This is a genomic window from Bradyrhizobium sp. URHA0013, from assembly GCF_000518345.1.
Classification (GTDB): Bacteria; Pseudomonadota; Alphaproteobacteria; order Rhizobiales; family Xanthobacteraceae; genus Bradyrhizobium.
This window is the reverse complement of record NZ_KI912427.1, coordinates 464,580-491,485: the sequence shown is the minus strand read 5'-3', so window position 1 is coordinate 491,485 and position 26,906 is coordinate 464,580. Positions and strand designations below refer to the sequence as shown.

The following is a 26,906-nucleotide window of genomic DNA, read 5'->3' as shown; positions in this document are numbered from 1 at the left end:
CGCTTTTTCTTGCCTGGTTAAGGTGTCCTCACGGCGCGGTCTCGAAACGGACGGTGCGATGATCCGCCCCTATCCGCCCTTGCGCCGGGCCGGCGCCGGGCCGATGCGGATACGTCCCCCGACAAGGCTGATCAAGGCTCCCGCAAGCGTCTGCTTCAGGGCAGGCCGGCCATTTGCGGGTGCGCGGGGACTTGCGGCAATGGCCTGATCCAGCACCGCCAGGAGGGATTCGACCTTGCCGAGTTCCGCCGGTCCCTCATGCCCGAACGCGTTGATGGCCCGCAGCAGGAGCCGCAGCCGGACCTCCTCCGGCAGGACGGCAAACGCGGAGGCCTCGAGGCTTCGAACGCCGGCCTGCGGCGCATCGCCGCGATCCCGCAAACGGAGGAAGCGCTCGGCTCCATCGGTCAGCACCTCGACGGCCGCATTGGCGCGCGCCAGCCTTGCCGCGAGCCGGGCCAAGCTGCGGGCATCACCCCCCTCCGCCGCGAGCTGCGGCAGCAGCGCACGCAGCCGCGGCCGAGTAAAGGCAGCGTCGTGGTTGGTGGGATCGTCGGCAAAGCCGATCTTCGCCCGCTTCAAGGTCGCGATCAGCTGCGATTTCGGAACATCGAGCAGTGGACGCGCAAGAACGACGCCGTCGCGCTCGGTGAGACGGGCCATCGCCGACAGCCCGGCCAATCCGCTGCCGCGGACAAGACGCATCAACAGGGTCTCGGCCTGGTCGTCGCGGGTGTGGGCGGTCAGCACGTGGCTCGCACCAGCCTTGCGTGCGGCCTGCACGAGCAGGCGGTAGCGTGCCTCGCGCGCGGCGGCCGGCAGTCCCGTTTTCGGCTTGGCGCCGCGCCAGCGCAGGGTCCGGTGCGGCAAGCCAAGCCCGGTCGCCAGACGCTCGACCTCGCGCGCCTCGCGCGCCGCCTCCGGCCGCAAGCCGTGGTCGATGGTGACGACGGTGAGACGCGGGCCGCACGCCAGGCTGCGATGCCAGCGCGCCGCAAGCCACATCAGCGCCACCGAGTCGGGCCCGCCGGAGACCGCGAGCAGCAGTCCCTGCGCGCCTTTCAGGCCTGCGAAGAGGCGCTTGGCCTCACGCGCCGAGATCGGTGAATTGTCCTCTGGCATGACGCTGCAATCGTCCGCGGATGGACCGACTGTTTAGCGCAGCGCCATCAATCTTGTCAGGATCAATCGCTGCGCCTCAGCACTTCACCCGCTTCTGCTCGCGGTCGACCGCGGCTTTGACGCCGGCGGAAGCGCGCGGATATTTGCGGCCGACTTCGCCGAAGGCGGCGCACGCGGCCTCCTTTTCCTTCAGCGCCGCCAGCGACTGGCCGAGCCGCAGCAGGGCATCGGGCGCCTTGGCGGATTTGTCGTATTTGGTGGTGACGGCGAGGAAGGCTTCCGCGGAGTCGCGATATTGCTGGCGCTGGAAATAGCTCTCGCCGAGCCAGTATTGCGCGTCGCCGAGCAGCGGGTCGCTCGGATATTTCTGCGAGAAGTTCTTCATGGTCTGCTCGGCCAGCGCATAGTCCTTACGCTGCATGTATCCGATGCCGAGGTCGAATTCGTCGCGTGGCGTGGCCGAGGGCGGCAGCGTCGTCAGCGCCGGGGCGCCTGCCGGCGCGGGAGAGCCGGATGGGGCCGGCGGATAGCCGGGCTGCGCAGCCTGAGGCGCGGCCGCTTGCGGATAGCGGGGGCCGCTGTTGGCGAGATCAAGCGGTTCGCCGGCGCCACGGCCACCGGGCGCGCCGCTCGGGGCACCTGCAGGCATCGGTTGCTGCCCGCCGCCGAGCGCGCGCGGCGCACCCGGCGCATTCGGGCTCTGGTTCGGGTCGAAGGCATCGCCGCGGCGGCGCATGCCCGGCGCGCCGGGCGCAGGCTGCTCTTGAACGATCGGCGCGGGAGAGGCGATCTGCGGCTGCTCGTAATTCGGCTGGGCCGCTTGCTGGTGCGGTGGTTGGCGATAGGCCGGCGCGGCTTGCGCGGGCGGCATGGCCACGACATTGGGCTGGACCGGCGTCTGGCCGGGCGCGCCTTGCGCGCCGCCCTCGAGCGCTCGCAGCCGCTCTTCGAGCTGGCGGTTGCGATATTGCAGCTCTTCGTTCTGGCCGGTGAGCTGGCGCAACTGGTTCTCCAGCCGCTCGATCCGCATCTCGGGATCTGCATCGTCCGACTGTGCGAGGGCGGGCGAGCACAAAGAGAGCAGCGCGGCGATCGCCACGGTGCCGGTGAAGACCTTAAATCTGGATGACATCTTGCCCTGACGACGAAAGCGAAATGGCCTGCGACCGAACATTCGACGCGCCACACATTGAAGCGGAGTACGCCAAAACTGTGACTGAAACAAAGGGGTTTCCGTCACAGATCGCTGAAACGAAACCGGCGCCCGAGAGGGCGCCGGCATAATCGGTTTCTGAAGATGAACGGCGCCTGACCAATGGTCAGGAGCTCGCGTTCAGCACGGTGACGGCGCGGCGGTTCTGCGACCAGCAGGAGATGTCGTTGCAAACGGCGACCGGCCGCTCCTTGCCGTACGAGATCGTGCGCATGCGGTTCGGATCGATGCCGCGCGAGGCGAGGAACGAACGCACCGACTGGGCGCGGCGGGCGCCGAGCGCGATGTTGTATTCGCGGGTGCCGCGTTCGTCGGCATGACCTTCGACGGTGAAACTGTAGCGCGGATAGCTCTGGAGCCACTGCGCCTGCTTCTCCAGGGTCACGATCGCCTGCGGGGTCAGATCGGTCTGGTCGCTTTCGAAGAACACGCGGTCGCCGACATTGACGACGAAGTCTTGCTGGCTGCCCGGCGTCGCCGCGTTGGCCATCGCATCCGTGGCAGCGTTCTTGTTGGCGCAGGCACCCATCGACAACGCGACGGCAAGCACCGCGGCCAGCTTCAATCCCTGGAGGATGCGCATAGGATGTTTCATTCCGGAGCCTCCACGCTCACGTTTCGTCCACTGCTGTCCGGTCTACAGGGGGTTGGTTAAGCGAACGTTCCGTCAACCTTGATGGAACCTTGCCACAGCCGGTCAAATGCCCCCAACCAGCGAAAAGCAACCGTCATGGTTAATGGGTTGTAAATGTGGCGCGATGGTGAAGGCAAGCCGCGCCGACCGGCAAAAACCGCGGCCCTTGCTGCAATTTTAGGCTCGGCGCGTGGAGACGCTGGGGCCAGATCCTGGGGCCAGATCCTGGGACCTAGCGGGCAGAACCCGTTGCCGAGGCGGCTACGTCCGGGCTCCGCTGGGTGGCCAGCGACACCGGCCGCGGGGCCACCTGGCGCGGGCTGCTGCGTTGAAATAACATGCGCCGCTCAAAAGCGCTGGAGCGCATGATCGGAAAGCGTGTCAGGACCTTTTCCCGCTGGTTCCGGAAATCGGACGCCATCAGCACGGCCTTCTTGGTGGGCCAGCCCGGAAACCCGCGGGGCTCCGGTGAAATAGTCTCGTGCAGGAAGATGCGACGATAAAACGCCTGATGATCGGTCCGGATCATGGCCAGCCCGGTGTCGGCGTTGAAATGATCGCAAGCCACAAAAGCCAGCCGCACCGTCAGATAGGGCAGCTCCGGAAAACGCTGGTGCTTTTCGGGATCAGCAACAAACCGGCATGGATCGATGAGAACTTCGCCGCGGTCGAGGCGGGGATGCAAGACGTCGCCAAACACTTCGGTCGTGTAGGACATTCGCCAGTCAGACGTCAGGACGTGAATGCGAACGGAGCTGCAGAGCTCTCCATCGACATAGACCCCGAAATTCCAGGTGTTGGGCGCATCGTCGAAGCGATCAGTCACGCGCCGCGACTCCGACGGCTCGATCAGTCCGGCATGCAGATAGGCCCGGTACCGCATCAGATAGAGGTTGTCTCGGTCCTCAGGAGTTTCGATCAGGCGGTAATCGATGCGGTCAAACAGAGCGGCTCCCCGCGGAAGGAGCACCGTTTGCGGTTCAGCTCCAGACGTCATCCAGTACCCCTACACTCCAAAGCAACTTCTGCGAGTGTGGGGAGATTAATGGTTCATTAACGGAATTGCAAAGGCTTAGAAACGTTAGGGTTAACCTTTGCAGCCCGCAAAAACACGGACGAACGAGAGCTAAATACGTTGAGGAGTGAGGCAGAGAAAGATCAGGCGATCGATCGCGAGGACACCATGACGATCTGGTCCTCAGCCCCGCGACGGCCATGCGAGGCATTGAGCAATTGGCGAATCCGGACTGCCGGCACCGGCCGGCTGAACAGATAGCCCTGCCCTTCGGTTACGGTGCCGTCGGCGCTGATCAGCTCGAGCTGATCATTGGTCTCGATGCCCTCGACCACGACCGCCATGCCGAGATCGGCCGACAGCCGCGCCACGCCGCGCAGCAGCGTCAGCGGCCGGTCGGCATCGATGCCTTCGAGGAAGGAGCGGTCGATCTTCACCTTCTGCATCGGGAAATTGTGCAGGTAGCTGAGGCTCGAATAGCCGGTGCCGAAATCATCCAGCGAAATGCGCACGCCGATCGCATGCAATTGCGACAGGATGTCGTGCGTCAGCTGGGTGTTGCGCAACAGCGAGGATTCGGTGATCTCGATCTCCAGCCGATGCGCCGGGAGCCCCGAAACCTCGAGTGCGTAGCGGATTTCGCTCAAGACGTCGCGCTGGTGGAATTGCTGCGGCGAGAAGTTGACGGCGACGCTGACACCCTCCGGCCATTTCATGCATTCCATGCAGGCGCGGCGCAGGATCCAGCGGCCGAGATCGACGATCAGCCCCATGTCCTCGGCGACCGGGATGATGTCGATCGGCGAGACCGTGCCGCGCACCGGATGATTCCAGCGCAGCAGCGCCTCGCACGTCGTGATCTTGCCGGACTTCAGATTGACCAGCGGCTGGTAGAACAGCTCGAATTCCTCGTTGGCGAGCGCCTTGCGCAGGTCGAGCTCGAGGATGCGGCGCGCCTCCACGGTCGCCGCCATCTCGTCGCGGAAGAAGCAGAAGGTGCCGCGGCCGTCGGCCTTGGCCCGGTACAGCGCCATGTCGGCGTTCTTGAGCAGCGTGTCCGCGCTGACGCCCTCCGGAGAGGTCAACGCGATGCCGACGCTGGCCCCGATCTCGACCAGATGATTGTCGATGCGGTAGCGCTCGCTCAGCCGTTCGACGATCCGGCGCGCCAGCGCGGCGGCGTCCTCGGGCGAGGAGATGTTCTCCTGGAATACGACGAATTCGTCACCGCCGAAGCGGGCGACGAAATCCTCGGGGCGCAACATCTCGCGCAGACGGTTGGCGACCGCGCACAGCAGCTGGTCGCCGCAGGGATGGCCGAGCGTGTCGTTGACCTGCTTGAACTGGTCGAGATCGACGAACAGCAGCGCGGACAGGCGCTCGGCGTCGTGCGAGATCGCCAGCAGCCTTTCGATCTCATCGCGGAAATGAACGCGGTTGGGGAGCGCGGTGAGGTCGTCGTAGCGCGCCAGATGCGTAATCTTGGCCTCGGCGCTGCGACGGTCGGTAATGTCCTCGAGCAGCACCACTGCGCCGCCGTCAGCCATCGGCTGAACAGTCCAGGACAACGACCGGTTTCGCTGCGTGTCGGGATCGGCGGTGATGATCTCCTTGGCTTGCGAACTCTCGATGTCCGCGACGATCCGCTCGCCGCTCCCAGCCGAGATGGATCCGGCGCTGACGCACGCCGCGACGATGTCACGCGCGTTGATGCCGCGCTGCGCGAGACCTTCCGGCAGGTTCATCATTGCGCCGAAGCGGTGGTTCATGACCGCCAGCTGTCCGTCGACGCGGAACATGCAGAGGCCGTGCGGCATGTTGTTCAGCGCCGTATCGAACTGGCCGGCGAGCGCGGCTTCACGTTCCCGTGCCACGACCGCTCCCATGAAGATTCGGTGCAGATTCACCGAAAGCTGCATGATCGCCATCAGGAACGCGCCGCTGACCAGCGCCATCGCGATGTAGTAGGGCGTTCCACGCAGCGCCAGGGCAAGCACGGCCGGGCCGAAAATCAGCACGGCCTGGAGGTGGAAGATCGCAGGCCGGCCATATGCCCTGCCCGCGCCGCCCGCCGCGATTCCGGTGGTGACCGACAAGGCTATCATGTGAGCCACGGCGTCGTCCGTGGCCAACAGGGCGGTGGCGCACCAGATGCCGATCGCAGCCGCCTGGATCTTTGCCCCGATCTGATAGCGCTTCTGCCAGCGTGCGGCCGCCTCGACGGTCATGACCGCCTGACGTGCCTGATAGAGGCGCAGGTCGATCGCCCGCGCGGACCCGGCCAGGATCAGAAGTGCGACGCAAGCCCAGATCAGCGGCTCGCCCGTCCTCAGCGCGGTCAGGGCCGCACCAATCGACACGAAAATGAGTCCGGCCAGCAACGGGCCAGGCGCTTCGAACAGCGAATCGATTTGCGCCGCCGAAGTTTTCGGCGGCCGCTGTTCCGGCTCTCCGCTCTGACTTGCAAACTGCATCTGGTGTTTACGCGCGTCCTGTCTGGAGCGCAGTTTTACCGATCCGGTATGAAGTCTTTCTGAGGGAACATCGTTAAAGTCGAGTTGTTTTGAGTGACCAATAGTCGAAATACATCAATAGAAACAAACCGATGGGAAAAGTTTGCCGAGTGCAACCTTAAAGAACAATTATCGCGGGGAAACATCTGGCAAAGTTTTCGGAAAAGGCGCGCGGTCAAATCATCGCGCGCCGCGGGCGGCGGCTAGCCCGACGTCGAGGACAATAGCGGCGACCATGCCGGGTCGGAAGCGAAGCCCGGCGTCGGCACCTTCAGCTCGTTGCGGCCCGAGATGTCGACGGAGAACAGCGACGGCCCGCCGCTGCCGCCGGGATCGCGGAAGAACATCAGCACGCGACCGTTCGGCGAGAAGGTCGGACCTTCGTTGTGGTAGCCGGAGGTGAGAAGCCGCTCGCCGGAGCCATCCGGCTTCATGACGCCGATCGAGAACTGTCCGCCACCTTGCCTGGTGAAGGCGATGTAATCGCCGCGCGGCGACCACACCGGGGTCGAATAGGTGGCGTTGTTGTCGTCCTTGGAGAAGGAGATGCGCTGCGCCGCTCCGCCGCCCGCGGCCATGACATAGATCTGCGATCTGCCGCCGCGATCGGACTCGAAGCAGATGCGGGTGCCGTCCGGGGAGTAGGACGGAGAGGTGTCGATCGCGGGCGTGTCGGTGAGGCGCGTGGTCGAGCGCGAGCGCAGATCCATCACGAACAGGTTGGAATTGCCGCCCTGCTGCAGGCTCATGATGACGCGCTGGCCGTCCGGCGAGAACCGCGGCGCGAAGGTCATGCCGGGGAAGTTGCCGACGATCTCGCGCTGGCCGGTCTCGATGTTGAACAGATAGACCTTCGGATCGCCCTGCCCGAACTCCATGTAGGTGATTTCCTGCGAGTTCGGCGAGAAGCGCGGCGTCAGCACGAGGTCGGAGCCGCGGGTCAGATAGCGCACATTGGCGCCGTCCTGGTCCATCATCGCGAGCCGCTTGACGCGGCGCTCCTTCGGCCCGGTCTCGTCCACGAACACGACGCGGCTGTCGAAATAGCCCTTCTCGCCAGTCAGCTTCTCATAGATCTGGTCGGAGATGATGTGGGCGATCCGGCGCCAATATTCCGGCGAGGTGAAATATTGTTGGCCGGCGAGCTGCTGGCCGGTGACCACGTCCCACAAGCGGAATTCGGCCTTGAGGCGGCCGTCCGGCTGCCGCGTCATGCGGCCGGTGACGAGGGCTTGCGCGTTGAGGGTCTTCCAGTTCTCGAATTGCGGCGCGACGTCGATATTGCTGATGCGCTCGATGAAGGCGGCCTGGTCGACCGGCGCGAACAGACCCGAGCGCTTCAGGTTGTTGGTGACGACCTGAGTGACGCCGTTTCCGACCTCGCCGTCGGCCGGCGAGCCCGGCACGAAATTGGTGATCGCGATCGGAATCGGCCGAAATTCCGTGGGATTGATTTCAAGCCGCTTTTGGGCCTGTGCCAGGGCATGTCCGCCCCCAAGCATCGCCAGCGCCGATCCACTGACGGTCATAAAGCGGCGGCGGGTGATCGATCGAGCGTCATTCATCGCAAAATTCTTTTGTTCGGATGTCACAACATATCTTTCAGGCCGAAGCGCATCGGAATGGTTTTCCAAGTGTCATACTGCTGCTTTGGCAGGAACGAATAGACCTGACATTGTACGATGGCTCGCTTGCCACTCTCCGCCACTGCCTGAGCGATCGACCGGGACGGTCCTCTCGCCGCAACGACGACCGGCTCGGATGCCAGCGATCCATCGATCTTCATGAAAATATCAATGTCGGCTTGGTATTGATCGGCGTCCTGCCCGTTATAGGTGGGCGTGAAGCAGCGCTTGACCGCTGCCATGAACGCGCCTTGCCAGGTCGCAACGTTGTTAGCGGCCGTCCCGGTCGTCGATCCCAGCGCGGCGGACGCATTCAGAGTCGATCCCGTGAGCTCGTGCCGGGTCGCGGCGCGCTTGTCGAGATCTCGGGCAATCTGCGCGGGATCGAAGGTGCGCTCCTTGGGCTTGGGCTGCTGCTGCGGCTGCACTGCCGCGACCTTCTGCTCCACGGGCTTGGGCGGCGGCTTCTTGGTGTCGAGCTTCTTCTGGAGTTCGGCGATCGGATCTTCCTTGGCCGGATCAGGCTTCTTTTCCGGCGGCTTCGGCTCTTCCTTGGGCTTCGCCTCGGCGACCGGCTTCGGCGGCTCGGGCTTCTTCTCGACCGGCTTCTCCACGGGCTTCGGCGGCGGCTCAGGCGTCGAGTTGGTCTTGATCAGCTCTTTCTTCTCGGTGACCTTGCCGACGGCATCTTCCTCGGGCTTGGCTTCCGCGATCTTCTCGACCTTCGGCTTCGGCTCTTTCTTGTCGCCGGTCTTCTGCCCCGACATCATCTGCGCGAGTTGGTCGGTGGAGATGATGTCGATCGGCAGCGACTCTTCCGCCGGCACGAAAGCCCTGCTGCTAAAGGTGACGAGCCCCCATCCCAGCACGAGGACGTGGAGGGCAATCGACGCAACGAGTGTCTTGTCGACCTTCACCTTCACGGGCTACCCCTGATCCGCTTCCGTGACGAGCGCCAGCTTCTTGAATCCTGCGCCGGACAACTGGCCCATCACCTTGGCCACCGTCCCGTAATCGGCCTTCTTGTCGGCACGCAGATAGATGCGTTCCTCAAGCCCTCCGCGCGCGTCCGTGATCGCCTTCAGCTTCGGGATCAGTTCGTTGATCGCGATCTCGGCGTCGTTGATGAACACCTTGCCCTTGATGTCCACTGACATCTGGATCGGCTTCTGGTCGTTGTTTTCGAGGCTCTTGGCCTGGGTCTGCGGCAGGTCGAGCGGCACGCCGACCGTCAGCATCGGCGCCGACACCATGAAGATGATGAGCAGCACCAGCATCACGTCCACCATCGGCGTGACGTTGATCTCGGCCACGACCGGCTTGCGCCGGCCACGGCGCCCACCGCCTCCGGACGAACTCGCAACGTTCATGCCCATGGTCTGGTGCCCAAATTGCCCTTCACACTATACATGCCGTCCGTCAGCCCCGCTCGTCGATCTGGCGCGACAGGATGGCTGAAAATTCATCGGCGAAGCCTTCGAGCCGCTGGGCCTGCCGGTTCACCTCGGAGGTGAACTTATTGTAGAAAATAGTGGCAGGAATGGCGGCGATAAGGCCGACGGCGGTCGCAAACAGCGCCTCCGCGATACCGGGGGCCACCACCGCCAGGGAGGTATTTTTCGACGCCGCGATCGACTGGAAGCTCGACATGATGCCCCAGACGGTGCCGAACAGGCCGACGAACGGGCCTGCGGAGCCGACGGTGGCGAGCACCAGCAGCCGGCGTTCCAGCCGCTCGACCTCGCGGGCGATCGAGACATTCATGACCTTGTCGATGCGCATCTGAAGGCCTGCGACCGAGCGGGCCTGGCTCTCGAACGAACGCTTCCACTCGCGCATCGCCGCGACGAAGCAGGCCGCCATGGAATGCGTCGGCTTGGCCGAGAGCGTGCGATAGAGGTCCTCGATCGACTCGCCGGACCAGAAGGCCTGTTCGAAACGGTCCATCGAGCGGCGGGTGCGGGCAAACAGGAAGATCTTGTCGATGGCGATCGCCCAGACCCAGACCGAGCAGGCGAGAAGCCCCAGCATCACGGCTTTCACGATCCAGTGAGCCTGCCAGAACAGCGCGATCAGCGACACGTCCGCGGAAGCGGCAACCGGAAGGGCTGACTGAGCCACGTCGGCCGGATTCATAAGCAGTATCCTCTCAAGGCGATCGTTACCTGATGTCCCGACCTAATGTCCCGGCCAGCAAATGGCCGCCGGTTCCCCAATAGCCGCGCTAGAACCGGCGCGGCCGGCAAGCCCGCTCAAAGCCTTGTCTTTCTGGGGTGCAGGGCTCGTCCAAAGCCAGCCGCCTGCATTCCCTGCCAAGATGTCAAAACTATGGGCCCGACCCCAAGGCTCAGACTTCGGGCTCTGGGCGCGATTGTCCGCAATTACCAGAGCCCGGCGATGGTTAATGCTGAGTTACCGCAGGCGAATTTGGCTGCGGGAAAGCGAGGTCCCGCAGGGGGATGGGAGGCGCGGCGCGCGGGTCCGCGTTCCCCCCACGCGCCGCAACGCCTGCGCAGGGCCTCGGCTCTGCGTCACGTCCTCGACGGGACGTTGCGCTGGCGCCCGGAACACCAGCGTTCCGCTTCCCTGTGCGCATCAGGAGCGGAGCCCAATATCCGGCGGAGGAACCAGCCCTCACCCGAAAAATTGTCCAGAAAATCACTACTCGCGAGGTTTTGCCATGAGCATCAACCCCAAATCGACCGCCGCCATCGGCGATCATCCGCTCCACCCCATGATCATCCCGTTCCCCGTCGCCTTCCTGGTCGGCGCGCCCATCGCCGATCTCGCCTTCATCGGAACCGGCGACGGCTTCTGGGCCAGAGCCGCCATCTGGCTGATCGGCGCCGGCATCGTCATGGCGCTCGTTGCCGCCGTGGCCGGCTTCACCGACTTCTTCAGCGACGCCCGTATCCGCAGCCTCAACGATGCCTGGTATCACATGGTCGGCAATCTGGCGGCGGTCGTGCTGGCCCTGATCAATTTCTACCTCCGCTACGCGCAAGGCGCGGAGGCTGCGGTCAAGCCGTGGGGCGTGGCGCTCTCGTTGATCGTGGTGGGCATCCTCCTGTTCACGGGATGGAAGGGCTGGGAAATGGTCTACCGGCATCATGTCGCGGTGCTGGACGCACCGGGCCAGACCAGTTCGGAGCCGGTCACGCCGCATCATGGCGGCGAGCGCCACCGCCGCGCCGCCTGAACGAGGAGCACGTCGCCTGATGACTTGAGGGCGAGTCAGGCCGTCGAGGCCGGTTCGGGGCAATTCGTCAGCCGCGCCGGATTGCCTACTGCGGTGCAACCCCGGGGCACGTCGCTCGTCACGACGGTGTCGGCGCCGATCTTTGCAAAACCGCCGATGCTGACGTTGCCGAGAATCGCCGCGCCGGAGCCGATGAACACGCCGCGACCAATGCGAGGCGAGCGCGCCGGCAGTTCCGTGCCGCGACCGATGCTGACGTTCTGAAGGATGGTGGCCTCGTCGCCGATCGCCACATCGGCACCGATCACGATGCCGGTGGCGTGGTCGAGATACACCGACGATCCGAGGCTCGCCGCCGGATGAATGCTGACCTGCAGGACGTTCGACGCCTCGTTCTGAAACAGCAGCGCCGCGTCGCGCTGGTCGTGATGCCAGAGCCAGTTCGAGACGCGCCAGGCCTGTAAGGCGACGTAGCCCTTGAAATGCAGCAGCGGCGCCAACAGTCCGGTGATGGCGGGATCGCGGAGCACGATGGCCTGCAAGTCGCGTCCGGCGGCCTCGATCAGATTCGGCTGGCCATTGAAGGCGTCGCGGGAAAATGTCGTGAAGCGCGCGCGTTCGGCCGCGCTGTCGCCAAGCCGCCGTCCGATCAGGTCGGACAATGCGCCGGTAAAATCGTCATGGGCGAAGATGAGGCCGCCAAGAGTCCGGCCGAATATGGGGTCGGCTGCCGCTGCGCGCTGCGCCTCGTCTCGGATCTTCTGCCAGAGGGCCTCGCTCGGCGTGATCGCAGCTTCCATCATCGTTGCCGCCTGCGATGTTTTGACGCTTCCTTTTCACCGTCAGATATAGAGCGTCGGCAGCGCGCGCGCCACGCTCCCCGTGAGGCTACGAGCTTGCATGCCAGGCGGCCGGGATCATATATATGGAGGAAGTCGAGTTCCCGGCCGAAGCTATGGTCTCAGGATCGTACTGCCGCGCTGGCCCGGGTTGTTCAGGCAAAGTATCTCGTTCGAAGCCCCGCAGCGGTCCGCCACCCCCGGGTTTGTCGTACACAGCGGCCCTCAGTGCTGCCGAAGCGACTCCGGATCTCCATCATCCAAGGTCACGCCAATCCATGTCGCCCAATGCCTCCGCCGACGACCAACACGACGACATCATGTATCCCTCCGCACTGCCGTTCCTGCTGGTGCATCTCGGCTGCGTTGCAGCCATCTGGACCGGCGTGACCTGGCAGGCCATCGCGATCTGCGCCTCGCTGTATGTCGTCCGCATGTTTGCAATTGGAGCGGGCTACCACCGCTATTTCTCCCATCGGGCTTTTGCGACCGGCCGGGTCTTTCAGTTCATCCTGGCCTGGCTTGCGCAGAGCACCGCGCAGAAAAGCGTTTTGTGGTGGGCGGCCAAGCATCGACATCATCATCTGCATTCCGATACCGAAGACGACGTGCATTCACCGCGTCATCGAGGCTTCCTCTATAGCCATCTCGGCTGGATTTTTTACCGGGAGCACGATGGCACCGATCTCGTGAAGGTCGGCGATTTCGCTGCCTATCCGGAGTTGATGTGGCTGCATCGCCTGGAACTGCTGCCGGCCGTTACGCTGGCTGCGCTCTGCTTCCTGGTTGGCGGGTGGTCCGGTCTCGTCGTCGGCTTCCTGTGGAGCACCGTGCTGGTCTATCACGCGACCTTCTGCATCAACTCCCTCGCCCATGTGCATGGACGCAAGCGGTACGTGACCGGCGATGATTCCCGCAACAATTGGCTGCTGGCCTTGTTCACCCTCGGTGAGGGCTGGCACAACAATCACCACGCCTACCAGAGCAGCGTGCGGCAAGGTTTTCGCTGGTGGGAAATCGACATCACCTATTACATCCTGAAGGTGCTGTCCTGGTTCGGCATCGTCTGGAACATGAAGTCGCCGCCCGAGCAGGTGCTGCGCAACGAGCAGCCGCTTGGCGCGCGCGTCATCAACCGGGCAGCCCGTGAGCTTGCCGGACGGTTCGATGCGCAGACACTGGCGCATGCGATCTCGTCGGCGCTCCGTCGAGCCGATTTGGCCCAGCTGCAGCTGCCGACGCTGCATGACATCCTCAGTCGCGCGCACGAAGGCGTCGATGCACTGACACATCTGCATTTGCCGAAGATTCCAACCCGCGAGGAGTTTCTCGCCGAGGCCAAGGCGATGTTCGCGCGAACGCGATCACTCAACGAGATCGTGGACTACGCCTACGAACACTTCCTGGAGTCGGTTCGCGCGCAGCTCGCTACGGCGCGCTGACCAAGTCTCTCTCTGGACCAGACTTCCAGACCAAGACTTTCCAAACCGAGGCAATCCGGACGGTCGCGGCAGCCTGACGCGCATTCCCAAAATCAAACCGCCCGCCTGCGGTTGCGCAGGCGAGCGGCTCAGGGCCATCAGGACTTTGGGGGCATGCGCCTGACGGCTTTGAGAGGCGTCAGTCCCGAGATCAACCTTGAGATCAACCTTGCTGCTGGTCGGTCGGCGGCGGGGTCGGGCGTGTCTTGTGTTGCGCCATGAACTGGTCGAACTCTTCCTTGTCCTTGGCGTGACGCAGACGGTCGAGGAAGTTCTTGAACTCGACCTGCTCCTCCTCGAGCCGCTGCAGTGTCTCGGTGCGGTACTCGTCAAAGGCGCGGTTGCCGCTCGAGGGCGGTCCGAAGCCAAAGCCGAAACCGTGGCGCTCCATGCGGCCGCGCATACGGTCCATCTTGTACTGCATCCGCTCCATCTTGTTCTGCCAGCGATCCTGGTTGCTCCAGCACGACATTCTTCTGCTCCCGAGTGTGAAAAAGAGAAGGGCAAGTCCGATCGGCCACCACATGATGAAACCGAGGATGGTCACGGCGATCCAGCCGGGATGCCAGGGCGTGTTGAGCATGTGGGGGCGCTCGTAGTGTTGGTCCGAAGGGCCGCGCCATCGATTGACATCAGCGGTGTAGGCCATTTCCCTCTCCATGACGGCATCAGCGCCGTTGTGAATGTAAATAACATTTACATAGGTAGATCATCCCGCGATTTTGTCAAGCCGACCGCCTGACAGGGCGGGGGAATTATTTGGGTAACTTTATTTCGGCTTGCCCCAGGGACCACCGGGCGGCACGCCCGAACCGGAGGATGCCTCCGGTGGTACCGGCGGCGGCTCGGCGCTTTTCGCCGGGGGACGGCGATCGGTCGGGAAGCCGAGACCGCGCAGATAGATCAGCACCTCGGCTTCGAGCAGCTCGTCCGGGGACATGGGCAGCTTTCGACGCGCAGCATCGCCGCGGGAGAACAGCGAGGCCACGCCATGCGCCATCGACCAGATGTGCAGCGCCATCATCATCGCCGGCGGCCGCGGGGTGCCCGGCGGTGCCAGCGCGGCAAGCCGCTCCGCCGCGGCACGAATGATGTTGAAAGCACGCTCGCTGGCGGCCTGGAGCGCTGGATTGGAATCCACCGGCACGCCCGATTCGAACATCGCATTGTAGAACGCGGGCTCCTCGCGGGCGAAGGCGAGATAGGCCCTGCCGACTCGCTCGAACGCCGTGACGGTGTCGGGCCGTCCGTCGTCCCAAGCCGCGGTCAGGCGCGCTTCGAACTGCTCGAAGCCGCGCTGCGCGATCGAGGACAGCAGTTCTTCACGGTCGCGAAAATGCCGGTACGGTGCCGCGGCACTGACGCCAGCCATGCGCGCGGCATCGGCAAAGGTGAAGCCGGCCGCGCCCTTCTCGGCGATCAGCCCGAGGGCGGCCTGCAACAGGGCTTCCTTCAGATTGCCGTGGTGATAGCCGCGCTCGGCGCGGCGCGTCTCCTTGCGCCAGCTCATGTGAACGACCTTTACATGAGCTGGGCAGGAAGGTCACTAGCGGCGACGGGGTTGATCGACCGTATTCTTCCCGGTCCGGCGCCGCGGGCCGAAGCCCTAGCCGCCGGGGATCGGCAGCACCGGCATGATCTCGACGCGTTCGCCGGGGAAGATCGTGAAGTGCGGGTGGTTCTCGAACATCTTCGCCGCGGCTTCATGGGACGCCGCACGCACGACGGTGAAGGCGCCCATCTCGTTGGCGATGTCGGCGAGGCCCTTGCCGTCGACCTTCTTGGTCTTGCCGAGCGGGCCGCCCATGGCCTCGATCGCGCCCTGGTGCTTTTCGACCCAGCCCTTCCAGGCCGCCATGCCCTCCTGCTCCTTCGCCTTCCGCTCGGCCTCGGGCATCGCATCCCATGCGGCCCATTTGGAGCTGGTCTTGCTGCCGAGGAAAACGGCGAGATAGGTGTCGGTGCTCATTGGTTCTCTCCCTTGGTGATGGATAGCCGAAGCTGCGGCTATTTCTTGAGGTCGCCGAAACCGGCGGCGGCCTCCTGCACGTCAGGCGGAAAGTCGCTCATCTCCTGCACCTGACGGATCTCGATGATTTCGTTCGGTGCGGCCGGACACCGTTTGGCCCAGGCGATCGCCTCGGCACGCGAGGCAACCTCGATCATCCAGTAGCCGCCCAGGACCTCCTTGGCCTCGGCGAACGGACCATCGGTCACGATGGGCTTGCCGGCCGCAAACGAGACGCGCGCGCCCATCGAGGGCGGGTGCAGGCCGTCGAGCGTGATCAGCACACCGGCGTCCTTCAGCGCCTCGTTGTAGCGCATCATCGCAGCGACCCGCTCGGGATCGAGTTGAACGTCGGGCGCCGCGGTCTCGTAGCCGAGCGGGATCATCAGCATCATGAATCGCATGAGCATTCCTTGCGTGCTTTTGTCGTTCGGGTTGCGCGGCGGCGCCACTCCGGATGGACGGGAGCGACAGCCCGGGCCGCCCGCCCCCACCTCCAAGACGAAGGAACCTTGACGAAACCGACAGGTGACGAAAATTATTCTGGAGGTTATTGGCTGGTGCTAGCGCGCCTGCGGCAGGAAACGCCCGTCCTGCCGGGCAGCGCCGAAATAGACCTCGATGCGGCGAACCTTGCCGCCGGCGAAGGTGAAGAACTCGGTGTTGCGAAAGCTCCTGCCATCTGTCGCCAGGCAGAGATAGGTGACGAAGGCCTCGTCGCCTTGGATGAAAATCCGCTCGATGTCGTGCCGCGCAATCCAGCCGGTGTCCGTCCAGCAACGCTCGAAATAGGTCGCTTTGTCGAGGTCGTCGTCGAACGGGCTGGTGAAGCGGAAATCGTCGGCCAACGCGTCGGCGACCCGTTGCCGGTCGTTTCCGAGATAGGCCGCGAAAAGGTCTAGAATTAGGCGCTCGGGGTCAGTCATCGAACGGTTCCGTGATCAGCATCGTCTTGAAGACGATTGAGGCGCACCCGCGCCGACATCACGTCCGGCGGCAACCACGCGAAAAATAATGCACGCGGTGGCCCGTACAAATACGGCGCGTTCTATGAACTCCGCCGTGCATATGAGTCAAGAATACTTGCAACCTGAGCAACATGGCCGAGGCGTGCGAAAGACAGAACGGGCGCCGCCTCGTGCAGGAGTTTACAGTTGCTAAAGAAGCCCATGCAACTTTTTAGCTTGAGCGAAACGGTATGACGATCCGGCTGATTCGCCCCTCAGCATTAGGCGGAGCTTACGTGTTCAATTTCCAAAGCAAGAAAGTCAGGCACGCGGTCGCGGAGGTCGAGGCGCTCGACCGATCCCAGGCCGTGATCGAATTCGGCCTCGACGGCACCATTCTCGATGCCAACGAAAATCTCCTCAAGATGAGCGGCTATACGCTCTCGGAGATCAAGGGCAAGCATCACAGCATCTTCGTCAGCGCGACTGAACGCGAAAGCGCCCGTTATCGCGATTTCTGGGCCAGCCTGAACCGCGGCGAGTTCCAGACCACGCAATACAAGCGCTTCGGCAAGAACGGCAAGGAAGTCTGGGTCCACGCCTCCTACGCGCCATTGCGCGACGAGAACGGCAAAGTGGTCAGCTTCATTAAATTCGCCACCGACATCACGGCATACAAGGTCAAGACCATGGAGGATGCCGGCAAGATCGCCGCCGTCAACCGTGCCCAGGCCGTGATCGAATTCAACATGGACGGCACCATCCTCACCGCCAACGAGAATTTCCTGGGCGCGATGGGCTACTCGCTCGACGAGATCCAGGGCAAGCACCACAGCATGTTCGTGACGCCGGAGGATCGCGCCAGCTCGGCCTATGCCGACTTTTGGGCGCGACTGAACCGCGGCCAGTTCGAGGCCGCCGAATACAAGCGGATCGGCAAGGGCGGGCGCGAAATCTGGATTCTCGCAAGCTACAACCCGATCCTCGACGAGATGGGCAGGCCGTTCAAGGTGGTGAAGTTCGCGACCGACGTCACCGCGCAGAAGATGAAGGCCGCCGACAATGACGGACAGCTCGCCGCAATCCAGAAATCGCAGGCGGTGATCGAGTTCAACATGGACGGCACCATCCGCACCGCCAACGAGAACTTCTTGAAGGCGATGGGGTATTCGTTGGCGGAGATCAAGGGACAGCACCACTCCATGTTCGTCGAGCCGAACGAGAAGAATACGGCTGCCTACCGCCAGTTCTGGGAGACGCTCAACCGCGGTGAATACCAGGCCGCCGAATACAAGCGGATCGCCAGGGGCGGCCGCGAAATCTGGATCCAGGCGTCCTACAATCCGATCCTCGACCTCAACGGCAAACCCTACAAGGTGGTGAAATATGCCACCGACATCACCGCGCAGGCGATCGGCCGCAAGAAAGCCGAGAACGCGCGCGGTCTGATCGAGGCGGTCGCGGCCGGTAGCGAACAGATGAGTGCATCGATCCGCGAGATCTCCGCCACCATGGCGAAGTCGCGCGAGAATTCGAAGGTCGCGACCACTCGCGTCGAGGCCGCCGACGGCCAGGCGCAGCGGTTGAACGCGGCGGCGCAGGCGATGAGCGGCATCGTCGAGATGATCTCAGGCATCACCGGCCAGATCAACCTGCTCGCGCTCAACGCCACCATCGAATCGGCGCGCGCGGGCGAAGCCGGCCGCGGCTTTGCGGTGGTCGCCTCCGAGGTGAAGAGCCTCGCCAACCAGGCCAAGCAGGCGACCGACACCATCACGTCCGAAATCGACGCGCTGAACACCATCTCCGGCGACGTTGCAAGCTCGCTGACCGCGATCAAGGTCGCGATCGCCGGCGTCAACGAGTTCATCGCCTCCACCGCCGCCGCGGTTGAGGAACAGAGCATCGTGACGGCCGACATGTCGGCCAACATGCAGCGCGCCACGGCGGAGCTGGCGTAGGCCGACCTGCGCGGCTGCAAAAGGAGAGCCTCGAAGAGCCAAAGGGCGCGATAGTTTGTCGCGTCTCCTCGCGGCTTTCGTGGTAGGGAGACCGCTTCAATTCCCGAACCACGGATAAGCTATGACCGCCACCCCGCAGAAAATCGCCCTCGTCACCGGAGCCGCGCGCGGCATCGGGCTTGCGACCGCGAAGAAGTTTTTGACCGAGGGCTGGCGGGTGGCATTGCTCGACATCGAGGGCGAGCTGCTCGGCCGCGCGGTCGCCGAGATCGGCCGGGACGAGGCCACCCTGGCGTTGACCTGCGACGTCTCGGACGCAGCCGCGGTTGCCGCCGCAATGACGACGGTCGAACAGCGGTTTGGACGGCTCGACGCGCTCGTCAACAATGCCGGCATTGCCGTGTTCGCGCCGCTGATGGAGACGTCGGAGACCGATTGGCGGCGCGTGCTCGAAGTCAACCTCACCGGCCCGTTCCTCTGCACCAAGGCGGCGGTGCCGCTGATGCGCGACGGCAATGGCGGCGCCATCGTCAACATCACCTCGATCTCGGCGGTGCGCGCCTCGACGCTGCGCTCGGCCTACGGCACCAGCAAGGCCGGCCTCGCGCACCTTACCAAGCAGCTCGCGGTCGAGCTCGCGTCCCTCAACATCCGTGTCAACGCGGTCGCGCCGGGACCGGTCGACACCGCGATGGCGAAGCAGGTGCACACCAGGGAGATCCGCGCCGACTATCACGACGCCATCCCGCTCAACCGCTACGGCCTGGAAGAGGAACTCGCCGAAGCCATCTACTTCCTGTGCTCGGAACGATCGAGCTACATCACCGGCCAAATTTTGGCCGTCGATGGCGGCTTCGATGCGGCGGGCATCGGCCTGCCGACGCTGCGCGGCGAACGGCGGAACGGATAGACACGGCGTAGGTTGGCCTAGCGAAGCGCCACCCAGCTCTTCTCATTGGCCTATCCTACGGACTCGAATTCGCGGAGGCTTCATGCGGCGCGTCACCTTCCTCAAGGCCATGATGTTCGCATCCGCGCTGCTCGCCGCCACACCTGCCTCGGCCGAAATCCGCATCATCCAGTCGCCCGGTGGACAGGTCGGGCCCTTCCTCGATTTGTTCGAGAAGGTGCGCGAGAGCGGCGAGCGCGTGGTGATCGACGGTCCCTGCCTGTCCGCCTGCACGCTGGTGCTGAGCATCGTGCCGGGCGAGCGGATTTGTGTGACGAAGCGTGCCGTACTCGGCTTCCATGCGGCGCGATCGGTCGATCGGCGCGGACGCTTCTACGCCGAGCCGGAAGCATCCGATGCGGTGCTTGCGGCCTATCCCGGCCCGGTGCGCGACTGGATCAGCCGCCGCGGCGGCCTCTCGTCGCGGTTGCTTCTGCTGAAGGGACGCGACCTCGCCGCGATCTATCCACGCTGCCGGTGATGATCAGGCGGACGCAGGCGCCCGCCAATTCCGCCCGTCACACGCTTCCTGAGGTCTAATAGAAACTCTGGATCAGCTCGGTCAATTCCATGCTCGCGCAGATGAGCATACCCCAAAGTGCAAAGTTGATCTGCAGCGCCGCCGCCATCGGTCGCTCCCCTTCCAAGTACGCCCGCCCCAGTTTTTTAGAATTTTATGACGAAATAAATAACGATTCTGTCCCGGAGTTCACAGCCTAATATTGCGCCAGTTGTTGTGCGATGCGGTCCGCATCATTTCACGAAGCGGCCTCACTGCTCCCGCAATGTGATGCGACAGCAACATCCATATTCGGCCGTGTCGGCCAGGCGTTTCCCTTAGGTTCCATTTGAGCGGTGCGACGCAAGCTTCGGCAAGCGAACTTGGCGCGTCGCTACAACACCCAAGGTGTCCGGCATGATGCGACACGGCTTTGTCTTGCTCACTTTTTGCGCAACGCTCATGGGATGCGTGGTCGCGCCTGCGCAGGAGCGCCGTCCGATCGCATGGGACGGCCTCGGTCAGGATCCGAACCGTCCCTTCGTCGTGAAGCGTCGTGCGGCGACCCAAGCTCCCGCGGCGAGTGATCCGAATCAGGAGCGGGAGAGAGTACTCGGCACCTTGCACCCGTACTCCGCTGCGTGGTGGGCAATCCATGACGAAATCGAAGCGGAGAATGACAGGCAGCTCGGGACAAAGCTCGTGATCTGTCCGCGCTGCGTTCCCTCCTCCCAACCACCGAGCAACGACGTGACCGGATCGATCCGCTGAGAGCGGCACGCGGTCGATCGGCACATGACGCAACATCTCATGCGCGCCCCTCTCCGCATCGTCGGGGAGAGGGGATCGCCGCCCAGCGCGTCAAACGATCGCGCCTGTCACATTCCCTCGGCCGGGCAGTTCACCATCCAGGGAATGCCGAACTTGTCGACGCACATGCCAAAGCCCTTGGCCCAGAAGGTTTTGCTGAAGGGCATGGTAACGCTGCCGCCGTCGGCGAGCGCGTTGAACTTGCGCTCGCCCTCCGCGGGGTCCGCGACCGTGAACGAGATCGAAAAGCCCTGCGGCTTGTGAAAATGCTCGCTGGGTGCGTCGGAGGCCATCAGCACGCTGCCGTCGGGCAGCGACATCCGCGCATGCATGATCGTCTTCTCGCGGCCGGGCGCGGCCGCCATGTCCGGCGGCGCGTCCGACGAACGCATCATAGCGTCGATCTTGCCGCCGAGCACCTTGGCGTAATAATTGAATGCCGCTTCGCAGGTGTCCTGATAGAATAGATAAGGATTGAGCATCGTTTCTCTCCGTTTGCTTTCGTTCGGGGTACGGCGCTACTTCTCGGTGAGCTTCTTGAGGCTGGCCAAGCCCGCCTCGAAATCCTTGCCGATCATGTTGTCCATGTTGATGAACACCTGCATGACCTTGGACAGGAACGGGGCCGGACCGGACATCGCCCACGTGACCAGTGTGGCATCGCCTTGCGGCACAAAGGTGAACTCGGCGGTGTTGTGGCCTTCGAAAGGCCGCTCGAAGTCGAGCTTGATGCGGAGTTTTGACGGCGCACTCGCCTCGAGGATCTCCATATGGCCGGCGCCGACATTGTTGTTGCCGTCCCAGGCATAGGTCGCGCCCTTGCCTGGCGCAGTTCCGCCGAAGCTGCGCTTCATCGCGGGGTCCCGGCCCTCGTAAGGTGACCAGGCGGTCCAGCGATGGAAATCGGCGACCAGCGGATAGATCGCATCGGCGGGCGCCTTCACAGCGAGGCTGCGTTCGACACGGAAGGTGCCGGGTTTCGTCAATGCGAAGACGAGGACACCCGCGAGTCCGACAGCGAGCACGACGGCGATGATGGCAACGGCTTTCAGCATGAATGGCTCCCTCGATACGGTCCTAGGACGAAGGGAGAGGGCCATATCCGACAAGGCGAAGCGAAAATTTTGCAACGCCCGAAGCAGGCGCTCCCTACTTCACCTTGGCGTCTTTGACCTTGGCGTCTTGCCTGGCGCCGCCATGGGCGCCCTTGGGCTGGCTGTCCCGGATCAGGCGATCGAGATGCATGCGGATGTGAGCGGCTTCTGCTGACGTGTTGGCGAGAGCGATGGCGCGGTCGAAGGCGACGCGGGCTTCGTCGTTGCGGCCGAGCTGCATCAGGAAAGCGCCGCGCACGCCGTAGAAATGGAAGTAATTGGCAAGCTTTGGCGCCAGCGGCTCGATCAGGTCGAGCGCGGCTTGCGGTCCGCGCACCTTGGACACCGCGACCGCGCGGTTGAGCGTCACCACTGGCGAGGGCTGCACCACCTCCAGCGCACCATAGAGCAGGTCGATCTGCGCCCAGTCGGTCTCCTCGGGCGTCGCCGCGCGGGCATGCAGCGCGGCAATCGCGGCCTGGATCTGGTAGGGCCCGCTGCGGCGATGGCGTATCGCCTTGTCGATCAGGGCGAGGCCTTCCGCGATCATCGTGCCGTTCCACAGCGAACGATCCTGGTCGTCCAGCAGGATCAGCGAGCCATCCGCGGCAAAGCGCGAGGCACTGCGCGCATGCTGCAACAAGATGAGCGCCGTGAGCCCCATGATCTCCGGCTCGCTCTGGAACAGCCGCAAAAGCAGCCGCGCCAACCGGATTGCTTCCTCGCACAGCGGCTTTCTGATTGCGGCGGTGTCGCCGCTCGCCGAATAGCCCTCGTTGAAGATCAAATAGATCATCGCCGCGACAACGGCGAGCCGCTCCGAGCGCTCGACCGCGCCCGGCGTTTCGAACGGTGTCCCGGCCTCGGCGACCTTGGCCTTGGCGCGCGTGATGCGCTGCTCCATCGCCGCATCCGACACCAGGAAGGCGCGTGCGATCTGCTTCACGGTCAGGCCGCAGACGATGCGGAGCGCCAGCGCGATCTGCTGCGTCGCCGGCAGGCCCGGATGGCAGCAGATGAACATCAGCCGCAAAATGTCGTCGCGGTAGTGCGAGCCGTCGAGCCGCTCGGCGAGCGCGCCCTCGGCGTCGTCGAGATCGGAGATCGCCTGATCGTCCTCGGGCAGCGGCTGCTGCTTGCGGGTGCGGCGCACCTCGTCGATGGCAACGTTGCGACCGACCATGATCAGCCAGGCCGCGGGATCGCGCGGCGGTCCGTTCTGCGGCCAGGTCTTCAGCGCGCGCAGGCAGGCGTTCTGGAAGGCCTCCTCGGCGGTGTCGAGATCGCGGAAATAGCGCAGCAGCGCGCCGACTGCCTGGGGGCGCGCCGAGGTCAGCGCGGTCTCGATCCAGGCGGTATCGGCCTCGCTCACGTCAGATTCCCTCCGGGCCTGAACACGCCCACCGGGCGCACTTCATAGGCGCCGCCGGGATTGGCCGATCCGAGGTCGCGCGCAACGTCGAGCGCCTCGTCGAGGTTCTTGCAATCGACGATATAGAAGCCGAGCAACTGCTCCTTGGTCTCCGCGTAAGGGCCGTCGAGCACCAGCGGCGGGTCCTCCTTGCGCAGCGTCGCTGCCGCAGTGGTCGGCAGCAGCCGCGCCACGGGGCCGAGCCTGCCCTGCTTCGCGAGACCTTCCTGCACCACGGCGAGCTTCTTCATCACGGCCTCGTCCTGGTCCTTGCTCCAGGAGCCGACGAAGTCCTCGTCGTGATAGCAAAGGATCGCATAAAGCATGGGCAGTACCTTCTCTGAGCGCTTGTTTTGAAGACGATCCAGTATGCCTTGCCCCGACATGGCTGCGGAAAAAAATTGCAAGAAAAATCCGGCAGATCGTGCCAAGGAGAGCCTTCAAAAGCGGAACCTCAAGAGGCACTTCGAATGACCGTGGGCACACTGGCCGTCCTGATCAACAGCACGCAGCAGAACTGGCTGCCGGAGCGCTGGAAGGCCCGGTTCGACGCGGTCAGCGGCGGCCGCCGCGTGGCGCTGCTGCCCGATCCCAGGCTCGATCCGGCCGAGGTGCACTATGCCGCGGTGTGGAAACCGGTGCCGGGCGACCTCGGCTCTTTCCCCAATCTGCGTGCGATCTTCAATCTGGGCGCCGGCGTCGATGCGCTGATGGCGGACAAGAGCCTTCCGAACGTGCCGCTGGTGCGTGTCGCCGTGCCCGATCTGACCGGCCGCATGACCGAATACGTCGTGCAGCACGTGCTGATGCACCATCGCCAGGAGCTTTATCTGCGCCAGTCGCAGCGCGAAAAGCGCTGGGAGCCGACCTATCAATGGCCGGCGAGCGCCGTCACGGTCGGTATCATGGGACTGGGCACGCTCGGCACTGACGCGGCCGATGTGCTGCGGCGGCTTGGTTTCCGCGTCGCCGGCTGGAGCCGCAGCCCGCGCACGATCGCGGGTGTCGAATGCTTCCACGGCGCGGCGCAGATCGACGCGTTCCTGCGCACGACCGATATTCTCGTCAGCCTGTTGCCGCTGACGCCCGATACACACGGCATCCTCAACCGCGACGTCTTCACCAAGCTCAACCGCAAAAGCCCACTCGGTGCGCCCGTGCTGATCAACGCCGGCCGCGGCGGCCTGCAGAACGAAGCCGACATCCTTTCTTGCCTCGACGACGGCACGCTGGGCGCCGCCTCGCTCGACGTCTTCGTGCAGGAACCGCAGCCGGCGGATAGCCGGTTCTGGACCCATCCCAAGGTGTTGCTAACGCCACACAACGCCGCCGATACCGACGCCGATGCGATCTCGACCTATGTCGCCCAGCAAATCGCGCAGTTCGAGGCGGGTGGTGTGCTGGAGAACCTGGTGGACCGGACGCGGGGGTACTGAGACCTCACGTGCCACCCGGGCCCGTAAAATCACTGATCGCCGGCCGGTATCCCGTTCACCCTCTCTTAGCGAGAAGTTGATAGGCGTTGTTAATCAACGCTCAACGAACGAGTCGGACATGCGCTTCACGCTCGGCCTCAGGATGCGGATCACGGTTGCGCTGGCGGTGACGGCGGCGGCGACCGCCCTGTTCGCCGTGCTCGGGGCGATGTGGATCATTTCCGGCATCATCGACCGGGCCGACCAGCGCGAGCTTCGCAGTCATTACGACGCGCTCCAGTCGCGAATTGCCGAGGAATCCCAGCGTGCCGCCGCCATGAGCGCCGTCGTGGCCGCGATGCCCGCGACGCAGGACGCGATGGCCAAACAGGATCGCAACGCTTTAATCGGCCTGTTCGGGCCGGTGTTTGCCGCGACCAAATCGGAGTACGGCGTCGAACAGTTCCAATTCCACGTGGCGCCCGCGACCTCGTTCTTGCGCGTGCACCAGCCTGCCAAATTTGGCGACGACCTCTCGGGCTTTCGCAAAACCGTGATCATCGCCAACCAGGAGCACAAGGTCGTGGTCGGGCTCGAGGGCGGCCTGGCCGGGCTCGGCATCCGCGGCGTGGTGCCGATCGCGCAAGGCGGCAAGCATCTCGGCTCAGTGGAGTTTGGCCTGACCTTCGGCCAGTCCTTCCTCGACGATTTCAAGACCAACCGCCATGTCGACATCGCCTTCCATCTCGCGGACGGCGGCGGCTTCAAGCTGTTCGGCGGCACACTGAAGGGCAAGAGCTTCTTCGATGCGGCCGATTACGGCCGCGCCGCCGGCGGCGACTTCACGGTACGGCAGGCCAAGCTCGACACCACGCCGGTGGCCGCGCTGCTCGGGCCGATCAGGGATTTTTCCGGCAAGCCGCTCGGCGCGGTCGAACTGGTGATGGACAATGCCGACTATGTGGCCTCTGCCGACCGTGCCTGGCTGCTGGCATTCGGCATCGCCGCGCTCGGGCTCGGGCTCGCCGCCATCGTCGGCTATCTCATCGCCCGCAGCATCTCGCGTCCGATCATCTCCATCACGAGCGTGATGCGCGAGCTGGCCGACGGACACCTCGATGTCACCGTCCCCGCCAGCAAGGCGAATGACGAGGTCGGCGCGATGGTCAAGGCTGTCGCAGTGTTCCGCGACAACGCCGTCAACTTCAACCGGCTCCAGGCCGAACAGGCCGACACCAAGGCGCAATCCGAAGCGGAGAAACGGCGCGCCTTCGCCGCGCTCGCCGACAATTTCGAAGCCAGCATCCGCGATGTCGTCACCACGGTCTCCTCGGCCGCGGTCGAGATGGAGAACACGGCGCGCTCGATGTCCGATATCGTCGAGCGATCACGGCAGCAGACCGGCACGGTGTCATCGGCCTCGGCGCTCGCCTCCGAGAATGTGCAGACGGTTGCTGCCGCCGCGGAAGAGTTATCGTCGTCGATGACCGAGATCAGCCGGCGCCTTGCGCACGCGACGGCGGTGGTCGGCAAAGCTGCCAGCGACGGGCGACGGTCGAATGAGCGCGTGCAAAGTCTGGCCGACGCCGCGCAGAAAATCGGCGACGTCGTCTCCTTCATCAGCGGCATTGCCGAGCAAACCAATCTGCTGGCCCTCAACGCGACGATCGAGGCGGCCCGCGCGGGGGAAGCCGGCCGCGGCTTTGCGGTGGTCGCCTCCGAGGTGAAGGCGCTGGCAACCCAGACCGCCAAGGCGACCGAGGAGATCGGCGCGCAGGTGACCGCAGTACAAGGCGAGACCACCGGCGCAGTGGACGGCATCCAGTCGATCTGCGCGACGATCCAGGAGGTCGACGAGATCTCCGCCGCGATTGCCGCCGCCGTCGGCCAGCAGGGCACCGCGACGCAGGAGATTGCGCAGAACGTCCAGCAGGCAGCCGCCCGCACAGGCGAGGTCTCGCAAAACATCGCGGGCGTCACCGCCGGTATCGCCGCGACGGGAACAGCGGCCGAGGAAGTCCTGGGCTCGGCGATCGAGCTGTCGAAACAATCGCAGCGGCTGCGCGACGAGGTGGACCGCTTCCTCGCGCACATTCGCGCGGCGTAGCGAGGCTACAACTCAGTGTCGTCCTGGCGAAAGCCAGGACCTATTACCCCAGGGAGGAGCTGCG

At 64.3% G+C, this 26,906-nt stretch carries 27 protein-coding genes; 8 read left to right on the top strand and 19 right to left on the bottom strand.

The window, feature by feature from the left end:
* Window positions 1-69 precede the first annotated feature (69 nt).
* The 9 genes from tilS to tolQ form a co-directional block, all read right to left on the bottom strand.
* The gene (tilS, locus tag N551_RS0131695) at window positions 70-1,122 is read right to left on the bottom strand and encodes a tRNA lysidine(34) synthetase TilS (RefSeq protein WP_027570344.1); all 1,053 of its coding nucleotides are present in this window, start codon (window positions 1,120-1,122) and stop codon (window positions 70-72) included.
* Between the two features lie 76 nt (window positions 1,123-1,198).
* On the bottom strand, window positions 1,199-2,254 hold the full coding sequence (ybgF, locus tag N551_RS0131690) for a tol-pal system protein YbgF (RefSeq protein WP_027570343.1): 1,056 nt from the start codon (window positions 2,252-2,254) through the stop codon (window positions 1,199-1,201).
* Window positions 2,255-2,441: 187 nt separating this feature from the next.
* Window positions 2,442-2,930 carry a peptidoglycan-associated lipoprotein Pal gene (gene pal, locus N551_RS0131685; protein WP_007596304.1) on the bottom strand — a complete coding sequence of 163 codons (489 nt, stop codon included), beginning with the start codon at window positions 2,928-2,930 and terminating at the stop codon, window positions 2,442-2,444.
* Between the two features lie 271 nt (window positions 2,931-3,201).
* Complete coding sequence (locus N551_RS0131680) at window positions 3,202-3,966, bottom strand: hypothetical protein (protein ID WP_027570342.1); 765 nt, start codon at window positions 3,964-3,966, stop codon at window positions 3,202-3,204.
* Between the two features lie 161 nt (window positions 3,967-4,127).
* Window positions 4,128-6,458 carry a bifunctional diguanylate cyclase/phosphodiesterase gene (locus N551_RS0131675; protein WP_027570341.1) on the bottom strand — a complete coding sequence of 777 codons (2,331 nt, stop codon included), beginning with the start codon at window positions 6,456-6,458 and terminating at the stop codon, window positions 4,128-4,130.
* 242 nt (window positions 6,459-6,700) lie between these two features.
* Entirely contained in the window at window positions 6,701-8,062 is a 1,362-nt protein-coding gene (gene tolB, locus N551_RS0131670; protein ID WP_027570340.1) for a Tol-Pal system beta propeller repeat protein TolB, read from the bottom strand.
* Between the two features lie 23 nt (window positions 8,063-8,085).
* On the bottom strand, window positions 8,086-9,045 hold the full coding sequence (locus tag N551_RS0131665; protein ID WP_027570339.1) for a hypothetical protein: 960 nt from the start codon (window positions 9,043-9,045) through the stop codon (window positions 8,086-8,088).
* Window positions 9,046-9,048: 3 nt separating this feature from the next.
* Window positions 9,049-9,498 (bottom strand): protein TolR, encoded by a 450-nt coding sequence (gene tolR, locus N551_RS0131660; protein ID WP_018453789.1) that lies wholly within the window; start codon window positions 9,496-9,498, stop codon window positions 9,049-9,051.
* 43 nt (window positions 9,499-9,541) lie between these two features.
* Window positions 9,542-10,258 carry a protein TolQ gene (gene tolQ, locus N551_RS0131655; RefSeq protein WP_007596319.1) on the bottom strand — a complete coding sequence of 239 codons (717 nt, stop codon included), beginning with the start codon at window positions 10,256-10,258 and terminating at the stop codon, window positions 9,542-9,544.
* A 544-nt stretch (window positions 10,259-10,802) separates the two neighbouring features.
* Here tolQ and N551_RS0131650 point away from each other — a divergent pair.
* Complete coding sequence (locus tag N551_RS0131650) at window positions 10,803-11,321, top strand: DUF2231 domain-containing protein (RefSeq protein ID WP_027570338.1); 519 nt, start codon at window positions 10,803-10,805, stop codon at window positions 11,319-11,321.
* Between the two features lie 35 nt (window positions 11,322-11,356).
* Here N551_RS0131650 and N551_RS0131645 read toward each other — a convergent pair whose 3' ends face one another.
* Window positions 11,357-12,124, bottom strand: a complete 768-nt coding sequence (locus N551_RS0131645; protein ID WP_027570337.1) for a serine acetyltransferase — start codon at window positions 12,122-12,124, stop codon at window positions 11,357-11,359.
* A gap of 314 nt (window positions 12,125-12,438) precedes the next feature.
* Here N551_RS0131645 and N551_RS0131640 point away from each other — a divergent pair, with 314 nt between their 5' ends.
* Entirely contained in the window at window positions 12,439-13,602 is a 1,164-nt protein-coding gene (locus N551_RS0131640; RefSeq protein WP_027570336.1) for an acyl-CoA desaturase, read from the top strand.
* A 202-nt stretch (window positions 13,603-13,804) separates the two neighbouring features.
* Here the strand turns inward: N551_RS0131640 and N551_RS0131635 are convergent, their stop codons facing one another.
* From N551_RS0131635 to N551_RS0131615, 5 genes are all read right to left on the bottom strand, one after another.
* A complete protein-coding gene (locus N551_RS0131635; protein ID WP_027570335.1) occupies window positions 13,805-14,290 on the bottom strand; it encodes a DUF2852 domain-containing protein in 486 nt (161 codons plus the stop codon).
* A 120-nt stretch (window positions 14,291-14,410) separates the two neighbouring features.
* On the bottom strand, window positions 14,411-15,151 hold the full coding sequence (locus tag N551_RS0131630) for a TetR/AcrR family transcriptional regulator (RefSeq protein ID WP_027570334.1): 741 nt from the start codon (window positions 15,149-15,151) through the stop codon (window positions 14,411-14,413).
* A 96-nt stretch (window positions 15,152-15,247) separates the two neighbouring features.
* Window positions 15,248-15,610 carry a YciI family protein gene (locus tag N551_RS0131625; RefSeq protein ID WP_027570333.1) on the bottom strand — a complete coding sequence of 121 codons (363 nt, stop codon included), beginning with the start codon at window positions 15,608-15,610 and terminating at the stop codon, window positions 15,248-15,250.
* A gap of 38 nt (window positions 15,611-15,648) precedes the next feature.
* Window positions 15,649-16,053: a YciI family protein gene (locus N551_RS0131620; protein ID WP_027570332.1), complete on the bottom strand. Its 405-nt coding sequence runs from the start codon at window positions 16,051-16,053 to the stop codon at window positions 15,649-15,651.
* Window positions 16,054-16,212: 159 nt separating this feature from the next.
* Window positions 16,213-16,575, bottom strand: a complete 363-nt coding sequence (locus tag N551_RS0131615; protein ID WP_027570331.1) for a nuclear transport factor 2 family protein — start codon at window positions 16,573-16,575, stop codon at window positions 16,213-16,215.
* Between the two features lie 317 nt (window positions 16,576-16,892).
* On the opposite strand from N551_RS0131615, the gene N551_RS0131610 reads away from it, so the two are divergent.
* The 4 genes from N551_RS0131610 to N551_RS0131590 all read left to right on the top strand — a co-directional run bounded on the left by N551_RS0131610 (window position 16,893) and on the right by N551_RS0131590 (window position 20,776).
* Window positions 16,893-18,557 (top strand): PAS domain-containing methyl-accepting chemotaxis protein, encoded by a 1,665-nt coding sequence (locus N551_RS0131610; protein ID WP_027570330.1) that lies wholly within the window; start codon window positions 16,893-16,895, stop codon window positions 18,555-18,557.
* A gap of 121 nt (window positions 18,558-18,678) precedes the next feature.
* The gene (locus N551_RS0131605) at window positions 18,679-19,467 is read left to right on the top strand and encodes an SDR family NAD(P)-dependent oxidoreductase (RefSeq protein ID WP_027570329.1); all 789 of its coding nucleotides are present in this window, start codon (window positions 18,679-18,681) and stop codon (window positions 19,465-19,467) included.
* A 109-nt stretch (window positions 19,468-19,576) separates the two neighbouring features.
* Window positions 19,577-19,987, top strand: a complete 411-nt coding sequence (locus N551_RS0131600; RefSeq protein WP_371180161.1) for a hypothetical protein — start codon at window positions 19,577-19,579, stop codon at window positions 19,985-19,987.
* A gap of 435 nt (window positions 19,988-20,422) precedes the next feature.
* Complete coding sequence (locus N551_RS0131590; RefSeq protein ID WP_027570327.1) at window positions 20,423-20,776, top strand: hypothetical protein; 354 nt, start codon at window positions 20,423-20,425, stop codon at window positions 20,774-20,776.
* A gap of 107 nt (window positions 20,777-20,883) precedes the next feature.
* On the opposite strand, the gene N551_RS0131585 is transcribed toward N551_RS0131590, so the two are convergent.
* From N551_RS0131585 to N551_RS0131570, 4 genes are all read right to left on the bottom strand, one after another.
* The gene (locus tag N551_RS0131585) at window positions 20,884-21,297 is read right to left on the bottom strand and encodes a VOC family protein (protein ID WP_027570326.1); all 414 of its coding nucleotides are present in this window, start codon (window positions 21,295-21,297) and stop codon (window positions 20,884-20,886) included.
* 36 nt (window positions 21,298-21,333) lie between these two features.
* Window positions 21,334-21,870, bottom strand: coding sequence for an SRPBCC family protein (locus tag N551_RS0131580; protein ID WP_027570325.1), 537 nt, complete (start codon window positions 21,868-21,870; stop codon window positions 21,334-21,336).
* 94 nt (window positions 21,871-21,964) lie between these two features.
* Complete coding sequence (locus N551_RS0131575; RefSeq protein WP_027570324.1) at window positions 21,965-23,281, bottom strand: RNA polymerase sigma factor; 1,317 nt, start codon at window positions 23,279-23,281, stop codon at window positions 21,965-21,967.
* On the bottom strand, window positions 23,278-23,646 hold the full coding sequence (locus N551_RS0131570) for a YciI family protein (RefSeq protein WP_027570323.1): 369 nt from the start codon (window positions 23,644-23,646) through the stop codon (window positions 23,278-23,280). The genes N551_RS0131575 and N551_RS0131570 overlap by 4 nt, the downstream gene beginning before the upstream one ends.
* Window positions 23,647-23,790: 144 nt before the next feature.
* Between N551_RS0131570 and N551_RS0131565 the strand changes: the two genes are divergently transcribed.
* The gene (locus tag N551_RS0131565; protein WP_027570322.1) at window positions 23,791-24,756 is read left to right on the top strand and encodes a glyoxylate/hydroxypyruvate reductase A; all 966 of its coding nucleotides are present in this window, start codon (window positions 23,791-23,793) and stop codon (window positions 24,754-24,756) included.
* Window positions 24,757-24,874: 118 nt separating this feature from the next.
* Window positions 24,875-26,842 carry a methyl-accepting chemotaxis protein gene (locus N551_RS0131560; RefSeq protein ID WP_027570321.1) on the top strand — a complete coding sequence of 656 codons (1,968 nt, stop codon included), beginning with the start codon at window positions 24,875-24,877 and terminating at the stop codon, window positions 26,840-26,842.
* Window positions 26,843-26,906: the final 64 nt, after the last annotated feature.